This is a genomic window from Paenibacillus sabuli, from assembly GCF_014705605.1.
In the GTDB taxonomy this organism is placed as follows: domain Bacteria; phylum Bacillota; class Bacilli; order Paenibacillales; family Paenibacillaceae; genus Paenibacillus_D; species Paenibacillus_D sabuli.
Map to the genome: position 1 here is coordinate 51179 of NZ_JACXIZ010000044.1, position 17981 is coordinate 69159.

At 59.6% G+C, this 17981-nt stretch carries 12 protein-coding genes; 4 read left to right on the top strand and 8 right to left on the bottom strand.

The features are described 5' to 3' along the window. The first annotated feature begins 24 nt into the window (after positions 1-24). Together IDH44_RS21305 and IDH44_RS21310 are read left to right on the top strand one after the other, a co-directional pair. Positions 25-657 (top strand): SCO family protein, encoded by a 633-nt coding sequence (locus IDH44_RS21305; RefSeq protein ID WP_190920841.1) that lies wholly within the window; start codon positions 25-27, stop codon positions 655-657. A gap of 98 nt (positions 658-755) precedes the next feature. After that, positions 756-1118, top strand: a complete 363-nt coding sequence (locus IDH44_RS21310; RefSeq protein ID WP_190920842.1) for a c-type cytochrome — start codon at positions 756-758, stop codon at positions 1116-1118. 85 nt (positions 1119-1203) lie between these two features. Here IDH44_RS21310 and IDH44_RS21315 read toward each other — a convergent pair whose 3' ends face one another. The 6 genes from IDH44_RS21315 to IDH44_RS21340 form a co-directional block, all read right to left on the bottom strand. Next, positions 1204-2835, bottom strand: a complete 1632-nt coding sequence (locus tag IDH44_RS21315; RefSeq protein ID WP_190920843.1) for a copper amine oxidase N-terminal domain-containing protein — start codon at positions 2833-2835, stop codon at positions 1204-1206. A gap of 177 nt (positions 2836-3012) precedes the next feature. Further along, the gene (locus tag IDH44_RS21320) at positions 3013-4644 is read right to left on the bottom strand and encodes a copper amine oxidase N-terminal domain-containing protein (protein ID WP_190920844.1); all 1632 of its coding nucleotides are present in this window, start codon (positions 4642-4644) and stop codon (positions 3013-3015) included. A gap of 98 nt (positions 4645-4742) precedes the next feature. Further along, positions 4743-10460 (bottom strand): GDSL-type esterase/lipase family protein, encoded by a 5718-nt coding sequence (locus IDH44_RS21325; protein ID WP_190920845.1) that lies wholly within the window; start codon positions 10458-10460, stop codon positions 4743-4745. Positions 10461-10631: 171 nt separating this feature from the next. After that, positions 10632-11567, bottom strand: a complete 936-nt coding sequence (locus tag IDH44_RS21330; protein ID WP_190920846.1) for a VanW family protein — start codon at positions 11565-11567, stop codon at positions 10632-10634. A gap of 70 nt (positions 11568-11637) precedes the next feature. Beyond that, the gene (locus tag IDH44_RS21335) at positions 11638-12399 is read right to left on the bottom strand and encodes a sensor histidine kinase (RefSeq protein ID WP_190920847.1); all 762 of its coding nucleotides are present in this window, start codon (positions 12397-12399) and stop codon (positions 11638-11640) included. Positions 12400-12660: 261 nt separating this feature from the next. Continuing rightward, positions 12661-13347: a copper resistance CopC family protein gene (locus IDH44_RS21340; protein ID WP_190920848.1), complete on the bottom strand. Its 687-nt coding sequence runs from the start codon at positions 13345-13347 to the stop codon at positions 12661-12663. Positions 13348-13492: 145 nt separating this feature from the next. Between IDH44_RS21340 and IDH44_RS21345 the strand changes: the two genes are divergently transcribed. After that, positions 13493-13738, top strand: a complete 246-nt coding sequence (locus IDH44_RS21345; protein WP_190920849.1) for a hypothetical protein — start codon at positions 13493-13495, stop codon at positions 13736-13738. Positions 13739-13754: 16 nt separating this feature from the next. On the opposite strand, the gene IDH44_RS21350 is transcribed toward IDH44_RS21345, so the two are convergent. After that, positions 13755-14522 (bottom strand): hydroxypyruvate isomerase family protein, encoded by a 768-nt coding sequence (locus IDH44_RS21350; RefSeq protein ID WP_223869907.1) that lies wholly within the window; start codon positions 14520-14522, stop codon positions 13755-13757. 118 nt (positions 14523-14640) lie between these two features. Between IDH44_RS21350 and xerS the strand changes: the two genes are divergently transcribed. Further along, positions 14641-15741 carry a tyrosine recombinase XerS gene (gene xerS / locus IDH44_RS21355; protein ID WP_190920850.1) on the top strand — a complete coding sequence of 367 codons (1101 nt, stop codon included), beginning with the start codon at positions 14641-14643 and terminating at the stop codon, positions 15739-15741. A gap of 7 nt (positions 15742-15748) precedes the next feature. On the opposite strand, the gene IDH44_RS21360 is transcribed toward xerS, so the two are convergent. Continuing rightward, a complete protein-coding gene (locus tag IDH44_RS21360; protein WP_190920851.1) occupies positions 15749-17965 on the bottom strand; it encodes an alpha/beta hydrolase in 2217 nt (738 codons plus the stop codon). Positions 17966-17981: the final 16 nt, after the last annotated feature.

A 17981-nucleotide genomic window follows, 5' to 3' on the forward strand; every position in this document is an offset into this window, starting at 1 on the left:
CAAAAGAAAAAAAGGAGGTTCGCCATGAATTCCAATGCCACTCCCCGCTCCAGCCGGCCCTATCTGATCGCCGCAGCCGTTTTGCTGATTGCGCTGGCGGCCTATTTGCTGTATCCGGTATTGGCCGGAGGCGACAAGCTGCCGGTCGTCATGGACGCCCCGGATTTTGCGTTGACCGATCCTGCCGGCGCTCCGGTGACCCAAGCCGACTTCGACGGCCAGGTGCGACTGGTTGAATTTATTTTCACGAGCTGCCCGGATATCTGCCCCGCCACGACCGCCAATATGGTGCAGATGCAAGAACCGCTCAAGGAGAAGGGCTGGTTTGGCGACGAGGTGCAATTCGTGGCGATCACATTCGATCCGGAGACCGACACCCCCGAGCGACTGGCCGAGTACGCCGACCGCATGGGCATGGACCTCTCCGGCTGGACGCTGATTCGCGACGACGAGCAGAAGACCAAGGATTACGCCGCCAATTTCAACATCTCCATTCAGCGGCTTGACCAAGGACAGTACATGCACTCCGTCACCTCGCTGCTGTTGATCGACGGCCAGCACCGCGTGCGCAAAATTTATAAAATGGGCGAGGACATGAACAACGATCAAATCATGGCCGACCTCGAATCCGTCGTCACAGAACGTTCACCGTCCTGACGCGGCCTCGATCCCGCTCTGGCATTGCGTCGGCTTGCTGCGTTATACTATAATTTGGTGTAGCGTGAAAAGGGTTGTACGCAAAGGGGGTGAACGACATGAAATGGGCCATGTTCGGCGTATTCATCGCAGCGGTGCTGCTCAGCGTATATTTGCTTTTGTTCGAGCTGCCTGAAAAGGAATCGTCCGAAGAAACGCCGGAAGAGACGGTCGTCCTGCCGGACACGCCTGTGGATGCGGGGGCAGCCGAAACGCTGTATGCGCAATCCTGCATCGGCTGTCACGGCGATCAAATGCAAGGCGGCATGGGACCGGCGTTGTCGGCTGTCGGATCTTCAATGACGCGCGAAGAGATCTACACGAAGATTATGGAAGGCGGAGGCGGCATGCCTTCCTTTGAGACCCAGCTGAGCGAGGATGAAATCATCAATGTCAGCGGCTGGCTAGCGGATATGAAATAAAAAAACAGGCTGCACGGCGTCTTCAACGCTGGCAGCCTGTTTTTTTGTGCTTATTGCTTCGGCTTACTGCCTGGAACGAGCGAGCTTACATTTGCTGAGTCAGGGTAATCGACCAGTCGGACGGCTCCCACTCGATATCCCAACCGAAATGCTCGGCTACGAAGCGCAGCGGCACCTGCGTGCGTCCCTGCTCGATGAACACTGGCGCTTCGAGCGGCTCCTGAACGCCATTGACGACAGCGGTCTCGCTGCCTGCCTGCACGACGATCGTGTCCCCGTTCGTGTACGTGATGACCATTTCGTTGCTGCGGTTCCATTCGATCTGTGCATTGAGCACGTCAGCCATCGTCCGCAGGGAGACATAGGTTGTGCCGTCGACATTCATCGGCGCCACGTCGGACATCATTTCTTCGCCATCTACGAAGAAGGTCGTGCTGTTCACTTGCAGCCAGATGCTCATGATCGGTTGGTCCGCAGGCGGAGCGCTGGGCGGGAATACCGGACCTTCCGGCACACCGGTGAATTCGGTCGGATCCTGCATGACGATCGCCTTGCCGAGCGTCGCACCGATGCCGAACACGAACGCATAGCCCTCGCGGAAGTTGTCGTACGTTTCGAAGAAGGCTTTCTCATTGTAGCTGTCGAACGTGTCAAGCACTTGATTTTCGTGCATCATGACGGCCTCGACCGCTGCAGCCTCGGGAAGATTGCTATCGGTCGCCGTATCCAGGAAGGAGCCGATATTCTCAGCGAACACGTCGAGCCGGTCGCGTGCATCGTCAATCGCATCGGCATCGCCTTCCAGCGTCGCTTCCACAATCGCCTCCTGGGCTTCAATGTGGTTCGTGTTCCAGATCGCCATGAACTGTTCGCCGCCCGCTTCGCCATAGATCGACGCGATCGCAGCGCTGAAGTCGGCGGTATTCGCATCTTGTGTGGAGAGAATGACGTTGTAGTCCTCGCTCTCATCGAGCCCCTTCTGCATGCTCAGCACGGCAAGCGCGAAATGCTCGGCCGCCAGATGATTGAGCGTGGAACGAAGGTCGCCTGCCGGCGTGTTCGGCTTGGTGCCGTCGAAAACGTCCGGGAACTGCTCGGCAATCGCTTGGGAGAGTGCGTCACTGATGTCGAACATGTCGCCGAGACCTTCGCGGAAAGCGCCATAAGCTTGGCCGTATTCCCCGCTGGCGTAGTGATCGAACACTTCGATCACCTGGTTCTCGTGCTTGCGCAGCACGTCCTTGGCCGCCGAAGCCGGCAGATTGCCTTCGGTGGCGGTGCCCAGGAAATCGCCGAATTCTTGAACGAATTCTTCCAATTCGTCCTCTGCTTCTTGGCGCGCATCCTCGTCGTCAGCCAGCTCCGCCTCAACGAATTCTTCGGTATACGAGTTGTGCGCGCTGAAGATCCGGTCGAATTCGGCCGCTCCGGCGTCGCCGTAGACCGAAGCGATCGCAGGCTTCATATCCGCGGCATTTTGCTCCAGCGCCGCTTGGGCGGCTGCTGCATCCGGCGCTCCGTCATACAGCTTCATCATCGACGTCGTCGCGAGGACGAAGTGTTCCGACAGCAAATGATCCAATGTAGCGCGGAGTTCGACAGATTTGGTCTCCGTGCTGGCCTCCATCTCGGCTGCGCTTGCGCTGCCAACTACGCCGATCGCCGGCACGAGCAGGCTCAAGCTGAGTACGGGTGCGACTAATTTTTTGAACTTCATCGGTTCACTCTCCCCAAAATAATGTAATTGCCTTACCTAATTCATGGAACGCCGTAGAATCCCGATTGGATCACAGGCCCGCAAAAAAAATTTTTGCGAAGAAAAAAAGCGGCACAGGGCGCAAGCCCCGTACCGCTTTTTTTAATGCTCAATAAGGCTGGGTTCAAGTATGGCCACTTACATTTCTTGCGTCAATGTGACCGACCAGTCGGACGGCTCCCAATCCAGCTCCCAGCCGAATTGCTCGGCTACGAAGCGCAGCGGCACCTGGGTGCGTCCCTGCTCGATGAAGACCGGGGCTTGCAGCATCACCGATTGTCCATTGACCGTAGCAGTATCGCTACCGGCACGAATCTTGACGATATTACCGCCACTGTGTGTCGTCACCGTATGCGTCGCGCTGTCCCATTCAATCTGAGCGCCGAGCACATCGGCCAGCGTGCGGATCGAGACATACGTCGTACCGTCTACATTCATCGGCGCGACATCCGACATCATTTCATTGCCGTCCACGAAGAATGTCGTGCTGTTGATCTGAATCCAGATGCTCATGACCGGTGCATCAGCAGGCGGTGCGGTAGGCGGGAATACCGGTCCTTCCGGCATGTCAGTGAAGTCAGCCGGGTTTTGTTTGACAATGGCCGTACCGAGCGTTTTGCCTACGCCGAACATGAATGCATAGCCCTCGCGGAAATCTTTGTACGTTTGCGTATACGCATTGCTATTGTAGCTGTCGAACGTGTCCAGCACCTGGTTCTCATGCATGACCACCGCTTCGACTGCCGCTTGCGCCGGCAGATTGCCTTCCGTCGCCGTACCGAGGAATTCGCCGAAATTCTTGGCAAATACGTCCAGGCGATCTCGCGCATCGTCAATCGCATCGGCGTCGCCGTCGACCGTCGCGTCGACGATCGCTTCTTGCGCTTCGATATGATTGGTGTTCCAGATCGTCATGAACTGGTTGCCGCCCGCTTGGCCGTAGATCGAGGCGATCGCGGCAGTGAAGTCGGCGGTGTTGGCATCCTGCGCCTCGAGAATGGCGCTGTAATCATCGGCTTCGTCCACACCCTTTTGCATGCTCAAGGCCGCAATTGCAAAATGCTCGGAGGCCAAATGGTTGAGCGTCGAGCGCAGGTCGCCTGCCGGCGTGTCCGGCATCGTCTCGTCGAACTTGTCCGGGAATTGCGTCGTGATGGCGCCGGCGAGCGCGCCGCTGATGTCGAACATCATGCCAAAGCCTTCGCGGAAAGAATCGTAGGCTTCGTCGTAATCGCCATCGATGTAGGCGTCAAACACCTCAATGACCTGGTTCTCATGCTTGCGCAGCACGTCCTTGGCGGCCGATGCAGGCAAATTGCCTTCGGTAGCCGTTCCTAAGAAATCGCCGAATTCTTGAACAAATTCCTCCAGCTCTTCCTCGGCATCCTCGCGCGCTTCATCGTCATTGGCCAGCTCGGCTTGTACGAATTCTTCCGTGTAGGAATTGTGTGCGCTGAAGATCCGGTCGAATTCGGCTGCTCCGGCGTCGCCGTAGATCGAGGCGATGGCCGGTTCCATGTCCGCGGCATTTTGCTCCAATGCGGCTTGTACGACTGCCGCATCCGGCGCCCGATCGTACAGCTTCATCATGGACGTCGTAGCCAGTACGAAATGCTCCGACAAGAGATGATCCAGTGTAGCGCGCAACTCGACTGCTTTTGTATCCGCGCTGGCTTCCATCTCGGCTGCGCTTGCGCCGCCTGCGATTCCGACTGCCGGCACAAGTAAGCTCAGACTGAGCACTGGGGCGACTAGTTTTTTGAATTTCATCGATTCACTCTCCCAAGGTGTGTTTGTCTTTCTATTTCGTTACACGTCGGGAGAGGGCATTCAGATCAATATTGAGCAAAAGAATTTTTTCGAAGCGGCTATTGGTCGCTTGCCTGTACGGAAATTGGACCCAGCTCTGCGCTGGTCATGTTGCCCTTGCTGCCGCTTTGCAGACCGGCTCCGACCAGCATGCCGCCCTCCATTTCACAGACGATGCTGGCGATTTTAATCCAGTCGCCCGCCCCGTTTTTGTAATAGCCGGTGAATACGCTGCCTTGCTTCTCCAGCTTCACCTCGACAGGCTGACCGGGGGTCGAGCCGCGCTGGTAGCTGGTAGCGGGGTAAGTCTCGTTGCGGTAGGACATGATGACGTCGCCGTTGAGCCGATATCGAACGAATACATTGCGGCTATCCGGCGCATCCTCGTCCCGAATCATGACGCCGGCTGCAGCGTGTATGGCCACCTCCCCGGTCCCTTCGATGGCCGGCGGATTATTCAGCTCGTAGACCGTGGCAGTTACCGTGACCGTCTCTTGCGCGGCCAGCGGCCTGGCCAGCAGCGTCATACTGTCCTCCTCGCCCCAGGCGTCGTAGCCGCTCGTCGCGATATGGATGCGATTCGCCTGCTCATACGCATAACCGCTCGTCGCAGGCTCGCCGGCTCGTTCGTAATGGTGGATCGTATAGCCCGCGGGGACGGCGGCTTGCTCCGGCATGACCGCGACCATCGCTGTTCCGGTACGCACTCTGCCGTACACTGTGGCCGTGACGGACAAGTAGCCCACGCCCTGTTGCGCGGCTACGGCGCCCGAGCCCTGCAAGTGAACGATGTCGGCATCGCTGTGCAGTGTCACCGCCGCCTGCGCCTTGTCGAGCTCGCTCCCCTTGGAGCCGATCAGTGTGTAGTCCCAAGCGATCGTATCGCCAACTCCGTAGACATCCTCATCGATGGTCACCTCGACCCGATCCAGCATCTCCTCCAGCACCTCAATCGTCGCCTCGGCGAATAGGGCCGGATTGTCCGCCGAGACAGCCGTCAGCGTATAGGTTCCGGGCGCCAGCGCAGTCACGGACGTGCCGTCGATCTGCACGTTCGGACTGTCCGCCGTCAGCGTCACATTCTCGTATCTGCGCTGACTGCCGTACACCGATTCCGATACGAGCACCGGCGCGAAGCGCTCGTCGACCTCGTAGAACGGCTTCAAGCCCGCAAACGAAACGGCGGCAATCGCATCGTCTACGACGGCCTCGAATGCGGTGCTCACTGTTTGGCCGTTCCATTGTGCTGTGACCGTAATGACGCTTTTGCCCGGGCCGACAGCCGTCGCCTTGCCCGTCGCGTCGATGAAGACCGCCAGCGGATTGTCGCTTGCGTACGTGACCGCGGTCACTGTAGCGGGACCGACGGCATAGCCTTGCTCTGTGCGCAGCGTGTAGCCCATCTGGAGCTGTCCGCCGCTCTCGAGACGCGCCCACGCTTTTTTGAACGGGTCATGCGCCGCGTAGGCATAGAGCGCCTCCGGCGCGTCCTCCGGATCTGCGAACGGATAGTCGGAGCGCAGACCGATCTCGCTCAGTTCGATGTCGCGAAAGCCGACCGCATACGCCGGAGAATCGTAGCGCAGCCGGTAATCGCGCTTCGAAGGAGATACGAAGCTCGGATTAGCGCGCAACGAATTCGCGTCGAAGCCGCGACCGTCGTATTCCCGCCATTCCGCGTAGGTTTCGACCGGCGCTTGACCGCCGATCCGGTACTCGCCGTTGCCGCTGTTCAGCAAATTGTAATCGATGCTTGCGACCGTGTCCGCCCGCCATTTCATAATATTATAGACGTTGCCGTTGCCGAAGCCGCTCAAAATATTGCGCTGCGCGACCAAACCGGTCGAGATGCGGTCAGACGTGTTCATGTCGTTGGCATTGATTGGCGCATTTTTGTAATCGACATCCAGCATGACATTGTTCAGCACTTTGGCGTCCTTGGAGGCGTTGGCGTGGAAGCCCGCCGACAGCACGCCCCCCTCTGTCGTCTGATTGTCGTAGACGACGTTGGACGCGACAATCTGATCGTTCGAATTCTCGTCCAGATAGAGCGGGAACCAGAATGAATGACCCGGATTGACGGTCAACTGAGGCAGCTCGTTATCATGAATTTTGTTTTTGCGGACGACATTGCCCCTTCCCGCGCCCCACATGCCAATCGCGTTGGTATCCTGCGAATCCTGCACGACCTCGGATACGTCGTTGTATTCGACAGTATTGAACATGGCGATTTTGAAGTCCTCGACATTTTCCGGCGTCACGGTCACATCGTCGAGAATCTTGCCCATAATATTCGGGTCCGGAATGCCGAAGATATGAATGCCGTTGCGCGGCGAGCCGCTGATTTTATTGTAAGCGATCCGGTTGTGCGACGCGTTCATGATGCGAATCCCCGCAGCGTTGCCGTTGAGCTCGCCGACATCTCGAATGACGTTGTTCAACACCCGGTTGCCGTAGGTCTCGTTGGACCTCGTATTCGCCTTGCCGCTGATGAATACGCCGTAGAAGCCCGTCTGGTAGATCAGATTGTTTTCGACGGTGTTGTTCTTGGCGTTCTCATTGATGTGCACGCCAATGTGACCGCTGTTGTAAATTTCCGAGCCGCGCACCTCGATGTTGCGCGCATCGGCGATCGAGACCGTGCTGACATTCAGATCCGTCCCACGCAGCTCCAGACCCTGCAACACGATATTCCGAGCCGGAGCGGCTGCGGTGCCCGCCACGCTGATCAGCACGGACTTGGCGGGGATGACGATGTCGGCTGACGCGATATCGCCGTAAGGCATGTAGTACAGCATATTTGCCGCGGCATCGACGTAATATTCGCCGGGCGTATCCAGAAATTCCAGAGCATTGTACACATAATACCGCGAGCCCGTGCCCATCTCGTAGATCAGGTCGCGATCCAGATAGACGGTGCGCGTCACATAGTCGACCGACGTGACCTTCGGCCGGGCCGTGGAATAGTTGATGTAGCCGCTCGGACCGCCCGGCCAGGCGTAGACAGCCAACTGCTCCGGCGCATCCACCGGCGGGATGTCGCCCTCCTCGAACCGGAAGCGGCTCTTCTTGTCCTCGTCCGCCGCGATTGCGCGCGCATAGCCCCCGTCCGGCGTGCGGGCGATCGTGGCGCGTCGCTTGTCCTCATAGAGCGTGAGCGGATTGGCGCCGGCAGGCAGCGGCGCGCGGTAGATGCCGTCGCGGAAGGGCTCCCAGCCGCTGACCTGCTGGCCGCCGTCGAGGATGACGCGCTCTCCCTCATACGCGCGGTAGGTCACCTTGTAATTGTCGCCCGGCGAGTCGGCGCCCGTCAGCCTGAAGCTGTCGCTCAGACTGTACGTGCCGCCGCGCAGCACGACATCAATATTGCCCGTCTCCCCTGCAGCCAGGAGCACGCGGACCGCATCCCGCGCTTCCGTCAACGAACCGTACGGGTCGGCCAGGGTGCCGGCTCCGCCCGGTGCCGCGTCCGGCGCGACATACACGACAGCGCTCGGCAGCAGCGCTTCCTCGAACAGCTGCATCGCCTGCACGGCGATCTGGCTGCGCTTCGACTCCGGCGGCAGCTTGCCCCGCTCGGCCAGCATTGCGACCCCGGTTGCGCCGTGATCGTCATAGTCCTTGTCCAGCAGCAGAGCGGCATCCGCCAGGGTCGTCACCAGCCCCCCGTCCGCACGGATCGGCGCCTGGGACAGTGCGACCGGCTCTCCGTCCATGAGGGCGGCCGTCTCGCCCGCTCTTACCTCGATCTCGCGACCGTGCAGCGCAATATACAGCGTATCGGCGACGGCATCGTAGGCGGTATCCGCCTGGAAGGCGCGGGCGGCATCCTGCAGCGGCAGCATCAGCTCGCCGTCGCTTCTGTACGGCGCGCTTGCCAGTTCGACCGGTTCGTTGGTCGCGTACGCCCGTCCGTCGCCTTCCCGGACGACCAGCGCGCGCAGCATGTAGTCGGCGATCTTTTTTTCCGCCTCAGGGAAGCGGGCCTTGCCCTTGTACGCCCTGACGTTGTCGATCCAGAACGCCGGGTCTTCCGCATGGAGCGCCGAATACCGGACATGGGACAGCGAGGCCGCGTCGTAACCGTTGTAGAATTTGACGTTGCGGACCAGCGTTTTGCCGTCCACCCAGATCGAGAACGTGTCGGTATCAGTGTTCAGCTCGGTCACGATTCGGTGCCACTCGTTCTCCGTCACGGCGACCGTCTTCCGCACGTTCGCGCCGGTCTCGTTATTGTAAGGGACCGACACGCTGTTGTTGATGATCGAGGTCAGCACGCCCTGCCGGTTGCCGTCCAGCAGAATGTCCGGCACCTTGATCTGCTTCGCGGCGCCGGCGTAGCGAATATCCGTCTCGTAAGTCATGATGCCCGCATAAGCGTCCAGACTGCGCACCATCCCCTTCCCGGCCGCGCCGGCGGGGACGTACATGCTCATATCGCCCGATTCTCCGCCCGGGCGCTGCATGCGGGTAATGGCGCTATTGATCGTCCAGTCCGCCGGTTCGTCGTCGAAGTCCTCTTCGAACAGCAGCTCGAGCGGCTCCTCCTCCGGCTCCTCGACGACGACCGGCTCCGGCGGGACGGCGGAGCGCTCGGCGACGAAGACGCCGCCGATGCGCACCCATGTATCGGTCGCGCCCGTGACATGCTCGCCGACGACACGAAGCACGAGCGTATGCTCGCCCTCGGACAGATCGGTGGCCAGCATGGAGTACGTGCCTCGGGAGCCGCCTGCGAGCGCGGTCGCATCGCAGCCCGAGAGCAGTTGCGGCGGCCCGTCGTCAATCTGCCACTCGACGTAGCCGGCATCGATGGATTTGAGCCAGTATAAGCCGACCGCGCTGCCTCGGAAGTTGACGACCGCCGTCGCATTAGCCGTCTTGCTGACGATCATATGCGGATGTCGGCCGCCCATGCTCGTCTCCTCCTGCGCGAAGCCGTTGACAGCCAGCTCGTAGCCGTCTACAAGATCGGCCTCTTCGAGAGCGCTTTCATAAAGCGCGGCGGGCAACGCATAGGCGCTCGGCGCCGCCGGCGTCTCGACGCCCAGAGCTGCGCTCAGGAACTGCTGCACCTCTGCCGCATAGACGGCGTAGCCCTCGTCCGACGGGTGCTCGTCGTCGCGGAACATCGTCTCCCAGGTTGCTCCGTTCGCCCCGCTGTCGATGAGCTGATACAGCGCATAGCCGACGTTGACGAACGGCAGGCCATAGTGCGCCGCGATTGCCTCATGCCAAGCCACCGATTTCATCAGCTCGCTGTTGTCGTAATCCTGCTCCGCTCCTTCCTTATTGAGCGTGTAGATCATGACGATGTCGGCATACGGATTGGCCGCGTAGATTTGCCGCACCAGTCCCTCCATGCTGTCCTTGACCAACTTCTCGTTCTGCCCGTAATCGTTGACGGCCGCCTCGATGAAGACGAGGTCGGGCGCTTCGGACAGCAGCTGCGCTTTGGCGCGGAATACATTCGGGATCGAGCCGAAGCCGCCGATGCCCGCGTTGACCTCGCGAATGTCGGCGTCGGGATACGCATTCTCGAACCATGCGGTCGTCTTGGCGCGCCAACTGTACGCGGGATTCGATGCGCCGGTGCCGACGGTGATCGATCCGCCGATGTACCCGATCGTCAGTGTCTCGTCCGTCTCCAACTTATAGACCGTGTTGCTGATGCCCCGACGCTCGATCGGCGGCGCTTCCTCGGCCGACGCCGGCAGCGCGGGAAGACTGCCGACCAGCAACGCGATCGTCAGCAGCCAAGCCAATGTTTTTCGCACAATATTCATCCTCCTTTTCGGCCCACTATAGCACGCCCGACGCGACGCAGCCATTGCAGCATCTGAATCCGTCTTGCAAAATCTGAACAAGGCGAAAAAAGTTAGTTAGACAAGTAGAAAAAGCCTTCCCCGCCACGTCTTCAAGGCGGAGAAGGCTCTTTGGTTCACGATTTAAAACGATACGTATGCGCCAGCGACCATTGCAAGCGCTTCTGGCTGCGCCTCTCCGGACACGCCCGGCACCTCGCGGGGGTGAAATTCAATAAGCTCCGACGAATATAGGCTGACGTACATGCTTCCGCCATAGGCTGCCGCGCGAATGAGCACCGGCTGATTATAAGCATTGCGAAACACGAAGTCAGGCCCGCCCCAGCTCACCGTCGCATCCCGGCCCGGTCGTACATACGGCACGCGCCGGCTGTGCGAATACCGATTGACGATCTCCATCCCGGCCCGATCGGCGGCATTGTACAGCGTTGAAGATACTTGGCATATGCCGCCGCCAACATCTTCGGCCAGCTCGCCTCTGACGATGACCGGTGCGCGCAGATAGCCTTTTTGAAGCGTGCGCTCTCCGACGACTGCATTGAACGAAAATTGTTCCCCCGGAAACACGACTGTGTTGTTGATCGCTTGCGCAGCCAGGGCAATATTATGTGATCGATTGCGGTTGGCGGCGTTAAAATACGTGGCGTACCGGCCGATCGCCTGTTCCTTGATCTGGGCAAGCAGCTCTCTGTCTACACGCGCGTGCACGCGCATGAGCGGCGCCTGCAGCCGGCCCGGCCCTCCGCTCAACACATGCGCTGCAAAGGCGGCGGTAAACGCGCGGCGATCCAACCGGACGCCTGTCCGCTCGGCCTCGATGGCGCCGCTGCTTCCGATCCGCGCATTGACAGGCGCTCGGGCCACATGCTCGTCAATGCGGTCCATCAAGGTCTCCAACGCGCCGAGATCGATCAGGGAGGTTCCGGCGAGCGTGTAATCGGCTGCCTGCACTTCCGCTACAATTGTCTGTTCGTGCGTGATCGTCCAGCCCGTAGCTGCTGCAGCCTGCGGAGCGAAGAGGAGAACGAGCAGCAATCCCGGGTACCAGATCCACCTCAAGGATACACCCCCATCTGGTTCGAATGCCCCTATTATTCGCTCGCGCCTGCGGATTATACGCGTTGTCCGCTCAGCTACGCGGCCGCTTGGCGGCCAACTCGCCCACAATCGACTTGAGTCTGCGCAGCTTGACTGTAAATACGGTGCGTTCGCCGGGAGCGCTGCGGACCGCGACGCTGCCACCGAGCCGTTCGATCAGTCGTCTGGTCTGCGCGAGGCCTACCCCACGGCCCGGCACGCTGCGGTTGATCGCATCCTCGGCAGCATAAGGACGATCAAAAATCAGCTTTTGATGCTGGGCGCCGATTCCGCTTCCCTGATCCCATACTTCGAGCAACAGATCGTCCTCCTCTTGCCGCAGCGTGACGCCGAGTGCACCTCCCTGTGCGCCGTGTTCGACGGCATTGGCGAGCAGATGGTGTACGATTCGCTCCAGCATATCTTCGTCGCCCAGCACGTAATGGGGCTGCTCGGTCAGCTTCAGCGTCAGCCTCAGCCCCTTGCGCGCGCATTCCTGCCGGTAGCTTCGCACGACCGTCTGGCAGATACGATTGAGATTGACTTTGGCCAGCGGTAGGCCGTCATATGCCGCCTCCGGGCTGCCGCCGGTCTCGGCCATGCGGTCGAGCGCGCGGTTGAGCTCGATCAGGAGTTTTTGCAGCTCGGGATCGTCGGCATAGAGCAGCACCTTGCGCGACGCCCCATGCTTCAGCACCTCGCCGAGCTTTTTGCTAATATAGGCAAGCTGCATGGCGCGCATTCGGCCGGCCCGGTACTGTACGATGACGACCGCCGCCAGTACAGCAATCATGCCGAATAATACTGAGATCATAGCGAAGGCTCCCCCATGGTCGAATTCAAGTCCCCGGACTCCTTTTTTGAAAGCATCAAACGTATAGGATTTCGTTGCAGTCTACCGCGGCAACCGCAGCATCGCCGATCTGGACGATCTGCTGTCAGGCAACGATGTCGAATCGCTAATCTCCTACAACGCAAGACTTACGCTGGAGCAAATCCGCGCCATTCGCCGTACGGGCAACCTGCCATCCGGCTACCGCAGATTATAAGTTCGTGTGGGATAAGGGCTCACCCTTCACCGATCGTCATGCCGGTTGCGCCTCATCATGCTGCGCAGCAGGAAATAGACGAGGATCAGCACCACCAGGACTGCGCCGGCCATGCCGTAAGTGGAGGCAAGCGGGTTATCTGCTGTGCCATCAGATTCCGCTTCCGCACTGCGCTCCGCCGCCGCGGTGTTTGCTCCGGCAGCAGGGTCTGGCTGACCGGCTTCATCGGCAGCGGCGCTGCGCTCTTCTGGCTCCGGCTCTTCGGCCGAGGCCTTTTTTTCATCCTCGCTTGACTGATTGACTCCATCGGAATTGTTCTCCTCCGGCGAAGGCTCCGCATCTGCCGGAATCTCTATGGTGAAAGCCAGGCTTCCCTCGACCTCGTGCCCGTCCTCCCCCACGATCGTCCAAGTAGCGGTGTAAGCCCCGCTGACCAGGTTGTCGCCGAGCACAGCGGTCAGATTGACGCCTTCAATCTGCAGCTCGCCGACCTCCGCTTCCTCACCTGCGTCTGTCGCTACCGTCAATCGGCTCTCCCCGGATATCGGCGTATTGAACGTAAGCGCAATGCGCGCCGGCGCTTCTGTGACTGTCGAGCCGTCAGCCGGCGTCGAGGCAATCAATGCCGTATGCGCGTAGGATGTGCCCGGCGCCAAAACAAGGGCTAAAGACCCAATGAAAAGCAACAATCCATAAAACCATTTTTTGTTCATTCCGATTCCCCTTCGCATCCACTTCCGAATAAGCCTTTTTACCCTTGCAAAAAACTTTATAGTAGAAATCATACAAAAAACCTAGTATAATACGACTAAATCATTTAACCTCATAGAATGAAATTCATAAAGGACGTGCCGCATCATGAAAGAGCGCTACTATTCTACCGTCGAATATACGGATCGTTTCGGAAAAGCCAACCGCAGATTTGAAATCTATGCCGATGAAGGCGCCAAGCCGACGATCGGAGACTACGTGGACGCATTTGCCCGCTCCGGGATGGATGTGCAAATTACCGACTTTCTGGACATGATTTTCAAGCCGACCGACCCGGCGATTTCCCCGCTCATATCCCTTCGCGTCATTCGTACGCTCAAAGATTATTCCTAGCCGTCAAGCAAGCGCGTTATGGCGTATTGTACTGCGCCAAAAACTGACGCAGGCTGTCCTCGGCTCCCCCCGTCGGGGCGTATTCCAGCCCGCAATACCCATTGTAGCCCTTTTCGCGAATCGCCGCCAGCACGTTCCCGTAGTGGATCTCGCCCGTCCCTGGCTCATGGCGGCCCGGATGATCCGCGAGGTGAAAATGGCCGACCCATTCCAGTGCGTTCGTCGCATTCAAGATCAGATTGCCTTCCGTCACCTGCTGATGGTACAAATCGAACAGTACCTTGACATGCGTGCTCGCAACCTCGCGCACGATCGCGAATGCTTCGTCCGAGCGAGACAGAAAGTGGCCTTTATGATTAACCAGCGTGTTGAGCGGTTCAAGCACAAGCGTCACCCCCGCCTTCTCCAGCAACGGCGCTGCAGCCTTTAAGCCGTCCACCACGCTCTCCAGCTGCGTTGCCCGGTCCAGATCCGGCAGCGTCTGTCCGGCGAGACCGATCAGCGTCCGACAGCCCAGCTTTTGCGCCGCGCCGATGCTGGCCGCTAAGCCATCCAGCATCTCCTCGCGTCTGCGCGGATCGACGAGCGGCACGCCAGTCGTGCAAAAGGCAGACAGCGCAAGCCCCAGTCTGCGCTGGAGCGCGGCCAGCTCGTCAAGGTCCTTCGATTCCCATCCCCAAAATTCGTAAGCGTCGTAGCCGGCTCTTTTTACCGCTTCCAGCTGCTCTGGCAACGACAAGCCCGTGCCGTTAAACAGCATTTCAATCGATGGCGAGAACTTCATTCTTGGTTGCCCCCAATGCTAAAGTGTCGGTCATTGTTAAACAGTTCGCGATGGTCCGCCGCATTTCCTTTAAAAGACGGTGGATTCACAGTACAATATAAAGAGGAGGTGCGGCAAAATGAATATGGCCAAAATGAAGGATCGCAAGGAACTGGACAAGCGCGTTCCCGGCATGCCTTGGTACGTCGAAAAATTCATTAATTACAAGCTTCCCGACCTGTCGCCCTCGTCCTTGCTCGAATACGTCCGCGACTATGAAACCTTTTTTCGCTGGCTGATGGCCGAGGGCCTTTCATCGGCCGACTCCATGCGCGATATTAAGCTGGAAGAGCTCGAACAATTGCACATGGACAGCATCGACAACTACAAGATGTTTCTGACCGCGTTCAAGCCCCAGACCAATAGTCGGACCACCGTTTCGCGCAAGCTGTCCTCCTTGCGTTCGCTGTTTCACTATTTAAGTCAGATTGCCGAAGACGACAATTTTTACCCGCTGCTCAAGCGCAATGTCATGGCCAAGGTTTCGATCAAGCGCACGCACAAGCCCAAAGATACGGCCGCCCGACTGGAGGGCAAGCTGCTGCAGGAGGGCGAAATTGCGGCGTTTGTCGGATATGTCAAGCAAGGCTACGGCCAAGATGCGGCGGCCAACAAACAGGCCATGTACGCGTACGCGCACAACAAGGAGCGCGACGCCTGCATCGTGCAGCTCATCTTGCAATCGGGACTCCGCGTCTCCGAGCTGGTCAATCTGAATATCGACGATCTGGACCTGCAAAAAAAACTGACCTATGTATACCGCAAAGGCGCCAACGACGACAGCTTTAAAACGCCCGTTTATTTCCGTCAGGAAGCCGTCGACGACCTGCAGACGTATCTTGCGCTGCGCGATGCCCGCTACAAAGCGCCGCGGCGCGAAAAGGCGCTTTTCCTGGCGATTGCCAACGGCAAGCAGGCGGGCTCCCGCATGACCAAGCGAGCCATCCAGGAAATGGTCATCAAATACGCAAAACGATTCGGAAAGCCGTACTTGTCTGTCCATAAGCTGCGGCATTCCTTTGCGACTGACTACTACCTCCGCAATGATATCTACAAAACACAGGAGCAGCTCGGACATGCGTCGCCGGAAACGACCCAAATCTACGCGCATCTGACGGACAAAACGATGGCCGAAGCGATCGAAAGTCCGAAGGAAGGCTCGGGACGGACCTTGCCGTAAAAGCCGCTCATCGCGGCAGCATCGCCACATTGTCAAGGGATACGCTGCCCGGCGCCAAGCCTTCAAATACCCAGGAAATCGCGCGAATCTGCCGGGGATCGACGGGAGCACCGCCGCCGGCGAAGCGCGAAATCGGGATAAACACATCCTCGTAAGCTTGCTCGGAGGAGGGCTCCAGCTTGCCGTTCTTGATCTGACCGGTCAGCGGGCCGGCATTGAGGAAGCGGCTGTAAAACGGCGCTGACGGCTGCATAACCTCGCCTAGGGACAACGAGGCCTGACGACCGTCCGCAAGCGTCAAGCGGATCGTCAGCTCGGCCAGCTGGCTGGCGGCTTCGACACTGCCGGGCGCCAGGGAAAACGCGAGCTGGGCGCTATCCTCCAGACCGGCCGCGACCGCGGCCGGAAGCGCCAGATCGTACCGTCCGCCGGCGTCGCTCCATTCCAGTCGCACGGCGCGATTCATGCGGGAGCCTAGCTGCCGGTTTTTTTTGTCTTCTTCGGACCAGCGCGCCAGCCCGTCCCCGCTCAGCTCGGCCGTCGGCAAGGTAGCCGTCCGGAGATCGCGATCCTCCTCATAGTCGCTCAGCCTGATCATCTCCGAATCCATGTAGCGGCTCTTGTAAGCCGTGCTGTCCGGGAGCCAAGCGGCAGCGTAGCGCCAGTCCCGGAACATCGGCTCGTAGCGCGCGTCGCCGCGCATCGTCAGCTCCAGGAACGCCGATATATAGACGGCCGCGACCTGGCGCTGCTCCTGTGCATCCATCAAGGCCTGGGTATTCATGAGCAGCCTCGTCGGCAATCGAATGTCGTGCGCCCCCCACGTCGTGTTGAATTGGCCATGGTTGGCGCGGGACAGATAGAGCGAGGCCTTGGTATAGGGGCCGCCCGGGCCGTCCGTCATGCGCACCCGGTCATATTGACGATCCCCGTCAAAGGTGGTCACGTCCGAATCATACGCGCCTTGCAGCGTGAGATAGTTGATATCCTCCAGCTCGACATAACGGCCAGCCAGCTTTTTGTCCGTCGGTGCGAAGGCGATGACCGTCTGGATCGGATAGCTAAGGTTGGCCAGCATGTCCGGTTGATCGGTCAGCCGGAAGTAAGCGTCGTATACGGCCGCCAGCGCAGCCGCTTGCCCGCCGCGGGAATGGCCGATCAGCGCGATCGACTGCAGATCGAGCTTGCCTGCCAGCAGCCCCTGTGCCGCCCCGTCCATCTGCTCCAGCGCCTGCAAATGCCGCAGCAGGAGCCAGGCGCGCAGGGCGTAGTCGTCGTCCGGAATGCCGGACCAGATCGAGTAGTTTACAAAATTTTCATCCACTGACACTGCGGCATAACCGCGGCTGGCCAGCAGCTCGCCGAGATAGCCGTACCCGCCATCCGAGAAATCCTCCATCAGATGATTGCCGTGCACCATCAGCACGAGCGGGAACGGCCCATCTCCCTCGGGCAGCCAGACCGTGCCATTGACAGGCAGATTGCTCGGGTCGAAGCCCCAATACCAGCTGCGCAGTCCATTCCAGCGCGACACAAAAGCAGAGGCGTCAACCGGCTCCGTCTTCAGCGCAGCCTCTTCCCCAAAGGCCGAACGCCGAATATCTTGGCCGCTGCCATACGTAAATCGACGCACCTCATACTCCCCGGGCCGCGCCGGATTGTCCGCCTGCAACGCGCTGCCCGGCGGCACTGCATTCTGGACTTCCGGCCCCGCCGAACTGTGCAGGCCGAATGCTCCGGTCACGACATAAAAAACAGCCGCCAGCGTCAGCGCGCTAATGCCGAGCGCGCAGCGCTCGCTGCGCGCGTAAGGCTTGCGCTGCAGCGACAAGCCAAGCACGACGGAGGCCGCCATCGCACCAGCGCTGCAAAATGCGGTGAACGCAAACCCGCCGACATAACTGGTGTTCATGTATGTAAAAAGCTTCGGAAACAGTCCGAGCGTCCCGCCGACAAGACCCAGCAGCAGCCATGGCACACGCAGCGGGATCCAGACCAGCAGCACGCACAAAAGCAGCGCGCCTGCAAAAAACAGCGCGTAGCCGGCCGCGATCACCGCCAACAGCAGCAGCGCATCTGCCGCCGCGCCGAGGCCGGTCGGCATGCCCCGCGCCGTCTCGACCAGCAGCCACAGCTGCAGTGCCGCGATCCCCGCAATGGCGCTCAGGCAGGTCCGCGAGCCGAACTCCGGCAAGCGCCGCAGGCGCGTGCGCAATCGTTTCATCGGGGCATCCTCCTTT

What these genes read in the sequence shown, in the direction of transcription:
- IDH44_RS21320 (WP_190920844.1), bottom strand. Translation starts at nt 4,644, where the DNA reads ATGAAATTCAAAAAACTAGTCGCCCCAGTGCTCAGTCTGAGCTTACTT.
- IDH44_RS21340 (WP_190920848.1), bottom strand. Translation starts at nt 13,347, where the DNA reads ATGAACAAAAAATGGTTTTATGGATTGTTGCTTTTCATTGGGTCTTTA.
- IDH44_RS21350 (WP_223869907.1), bottom strand. Translation starts at nt 14,522, where the DNA reads ATGAAGTTCTCGCCATCGATTGAAATGCTGTTTAACGGCACGGGCTTG.
- IDH44_RS21305 (WP_190920841.1), top strand. Translation starts at nt 25, where the DNA reads ATGAATTCCAATGCCACTCCCCGCTCCAGCCGGCCCTATCTGATCGCC.
- IDH44_RS21310 (WP_190920842.1), top strand. Translation starts at nt 756, where the DNA reads ATGAAATGGGCCATGTTCGGCGTATTCATCGCAGCGGTGCTGCTCAGC.
- xerS (WP_190920850.1), top strand. Translation starts at nt 14,641, where the DNA reads ATGAATATGGCCAAAATGAAGGATCGCAAGGAACTGGACAAGCGCGTT.
- IDH44_RS21345 (WP_190920849.1), top strand. Translation starts at nt 13,493, where the DNA reads ATGAAAGAGCGCTACTATTCTACCGTCGAATATACGGATCGTTTCGGA.
- IDH44_RS21315 (WP_190920843.1), bottom strand. Translation starts at nt 2,835, where the DNA reads ATGAAGTTCAAAAAATTAGTCGCACCCGTACTCAGCTTGAGCCTGCTC.
- IDH44_RS21360 (WP_190920851.1), bottom strand. Translation starts at nt 17,965, where the DNA reads ATGAAACGATTGCGCACGCGCCTGCGGCGCTTGCCGGAGTTCGGCTCG.
- IDH44_RS21335 (WP_190920847.1), bottom strand. Translation starts at nt 12,399, where the DNA reads ATGATCTCAGTATTATTCGGCATGATTGCTGTACTGGCGGCGGTCGTC.